The 3,057-nt window shown below is 60.4% G+C and carries 3 protein-coding genes; all 3 read left to right on the top strand.

Annotated elements, in window-relative coordinates:
- Positions 1-219: 219 nt before the first annotated feature.
- Positions 220-1,563, top strand: coding sequence for a site-specific DNA-methyltransferase (locus tag ACJ4V0_RS21430; RefSeq protein WP_448301637.1), 1,344 nt, complete (start codon positions 220-222; stop codon positions 1,561-1,563).
- On the top strand, positions 1,560-2,456 hold the full coding sequence (locus tag ACJ4V0_RS21425; RefSeq protein ID WP_448301636.1) for a DUF5681 domain-containing protein: 897 nt from the start codon (positions 1,560-1,562) through the stop codon (positions 2,454-2,456). The genes ACJ4V0_RS21430 and ACJ4V0_RS21425 overlap by 4 nt, the downstream gene beginning before the upstream one ends.
- A gap of 53 nt (positions 2,457-2,509) precedes the next feature.
- On the top strand, positions 2,510-3,057 hold a 548-nt coding region (locus ACJ4V0_RS21420), incomplete at its 3' end, for a hypothetical protein (protein WP_448301635.1).

Below are 3,057 nucleotides of genomic sequence, written 5' to 3'. Positions count from 1 at the left end.
CGGGCGGAACTCTGGGATTTCGAACGCGCTATTCGGGATTTCTATGACAAAATGCGGGATCGTATACTTTGATCCTAGTCCACAATCTGGTATATGCGCTCAGCAACGATAAGCAACTAAAGTTGCCTTATACGTTTTTACTTGAAATCGGCCGCACGATTGCGCCACCGTTTCGCTATCGGGGCTGATTCGCTCCAGGTCAGCGTGAGGCGTTGATTGATGACGGGGACGACATCCTCCATCGAGCTGCGGCGCGTGTCGCAGCTCAAGCCCTATCCAGGCAATGCACGGCGCCATTCGAAGGCGCAGGTGAAGCAAATTGCAGCGAGCATTGAGCGGTTTGGATTCACAAATCCCGTGCTCGTCAGCGATGACGACGAGATCGTCGCGGGCCATGGTCGCGTCATGGCGGCGAAGCAGCTTGGCCTTGCCGAAGTTCCCGTCATTCGTCTCTCTCATTTGTCGGCGACGGAGCGTCGCGCCTATGTCCTGGCGGACAACAAGCTGGCACTCAATGCGGGCTGGGACACCGAACTGCTGGCAATCGAACTGCAGGGGCTCATCGACCTCGACTTCGATCTTTCACTGACCGGCTTCTCCATCGCCGAGATCGACTTCGTCCTCGATGAAGCCAAGGAGAGCGCCACCACGGAGGCCGGCCCGCTCGACCATGTGCCGATCGCGGGGTCACGGGCAGTGACACGCGAGGGCGACCTCTGGATCCTGGGGCGCCACAAGCTGTTGTGCGGGGACGCGCGGCGTGGTGCCGATTACGCGCTGCTCCTCGGCAACGAACCTGCCGATCTCATTTTCACAGACCCGCCTTATAACGTGCCAATCGACGGTCACGTCTGCGGTTCCGGTGGCATCCGTCATCGCGAGTTTGCGATGGCCTCCGGCGAGATGTCCTCGGCCGAGTTCACGGAGTTCCTGCGCACCTGCTTGTCCAACGCAGCGGACCACAGTCGCGACGGCGCTATCGCCTTCGTCTGCATGGACTGGCGCCACATGGGCGAGCTGCTGACAGCAGGCAATGCGGCCTTCACCGAGTTGAAGAACCTATGCGTCTGGAACAAGACCAATGGCGGCATGGGAAGCTTCTATCGCTCCAAACACGAACTCGTCTTTGTCTTCAAGGTTGGAACCGCACCGCATACGAACAGCTTTGGCCTTGGCGACACCGGCCGCTATCGCACCAATGTCTGGGACTACGCCGGGATCAGTTCTGCAGGACGCGAGCGCATGGAAGAGCTTGCCATGCACCCGACCGTCAAGCCGGTGGCGCTCGTTGCGGACGCGATCCGCGATTGCTCGCGTCGGGGCGAGATCGTGCTGGACGCATTCGGTGGCTCGGGGAGCACCCTTATCGCGGCGGACATGTGCGGCAGGCGCGCACGGCTGATCGAGTTCGATCCTCTCTACTGCGACACCATCGTGCGGCGCTGGGAAACACTGACCGGCAAGGATGCCGTGCTCGCGAGCGACGGCGGGACCTTCGGCGATCTCGCCAGCGAGCGTGCGGACGACCTGGTTTCGACTGAAGCAAACGAGGTGCATCAATGACCCGTCGTGAACCGCCGGAGGATCCGCCGACCACTTATATGGTCGGCTACGGCAAGCCACCCGTCGCGACACGCTTCCAAAAGGGCAAGTCCGGCAATCCCAACGGTCGGCCAGCAAAAGCTTCTGTCGCCAAGAGTCTTGATGGATCACTGATCGACGCAGTCCTGGATCTCTCCCGGCAACCGGTCACTGTGCGGGAGGGGGACGATCATCGCCAAATCTCAGGTCGCGCAGTCGTCCTGAAATCGATCATGAAGTCGGCCGCATCCGGCAACTCGCGCTCGCAGCGGCACATGATGGAACTGATTGCCGAAGCAGAAGCCGCCGAGGCAGCACAAATTGATGAGGAGCACCGCGTCTGGGCTCGGTATGTCCAGGTGAAGAAGGCTGAGATCGCTGACTGCAAGCGCCGCGGCGTCACTCCGCCGCGGATGGTCCCCCATCCCGATGACATCTACATTCTCGATGGGAAACCCGTCGTGTTTGTCGGGCCCCGCACGGAGAGGGAAGCCGACGATCTGGACAAGCTGGCCCGTCTGAACGAGGCATTGCTCGTTCATCAAGGATGGGAGCTGGATGAACTGCCAGACTCCGCAGATGGCGTGACGCCATCCACGCTCGCTGAATGCTTATTCAATCACATCAATCCCTCACTTCCCGCTCGCATGCGCTTCAGCGACGAAAAAGCCATGGAGCGGATGCTGTTCATGGGGATGTTCTCGCGCCGGCGTCAGAAGCAAATGGCGCTTGAGGCCTGGGCCAAGGCCTTCCCCGATTACACGATCAATCTGAAGAAGCTGCCGAACATTATCGAGATCATTCGGAGCGCGGGTATCGATTCCCCCCTCTCGGACGCATGGGCGAAGCGCTTTGACGTTTCGACCACGTCCTGACGCAATCGGACGCCAGTGGATACGCCCCGCACGTGACGCGGGACGAGGTACCCATGGCTATTTTGATCGACAGCCGGAGCGAGGAGACGGCAACTCCTTTAAAGATCTCGATACGTTGGAAGAGACTCTTCAGCAACGGGTACGAGTGGGACTGCAATGGCGAAATGGCCATCGGCCTCTACGTCGGTGACGAGCCGATGTTTGCACCGGCTGTCTTCGATCCTGATCATATGCGCCGCTTGGAGCTAAGGCCCGGCGAGTTCTACGGCGAGAGCGACTATTGCCAAATCCTCCGTGACATTCCGCGTGCCCTAAAGACGGGCGAGCGAACCGTCATCGAGGACGCTGTCTGCCTTTTCACCCGCATTGTCATCGGCCCCGACCTGTTCGCGCCCGAACCAAAAGCCGATCCGGCAGCCGGCTTCTTCGATGTTCTCGTGATCATCGACCATGGCGGCAATTGGCACGGCGACGGCGTCGGTAGCGGAGGCCCGGCCGTCCTCCTCGGCGTCACGCGCGAGGCGCTTGAGCAGTTCTGGCGAGATCTCGTTGCGGAAGCGATGGACCCGGCCATCTGTGATGAGGTTTCCAAAGAGCGGCT

It is taken from the genome of Phreatobacter aquiterrae (genome assembly GCF_053471285.1).
This window is presented reverse-complemented; position numbering and strand designations above follow the sequence as displayed.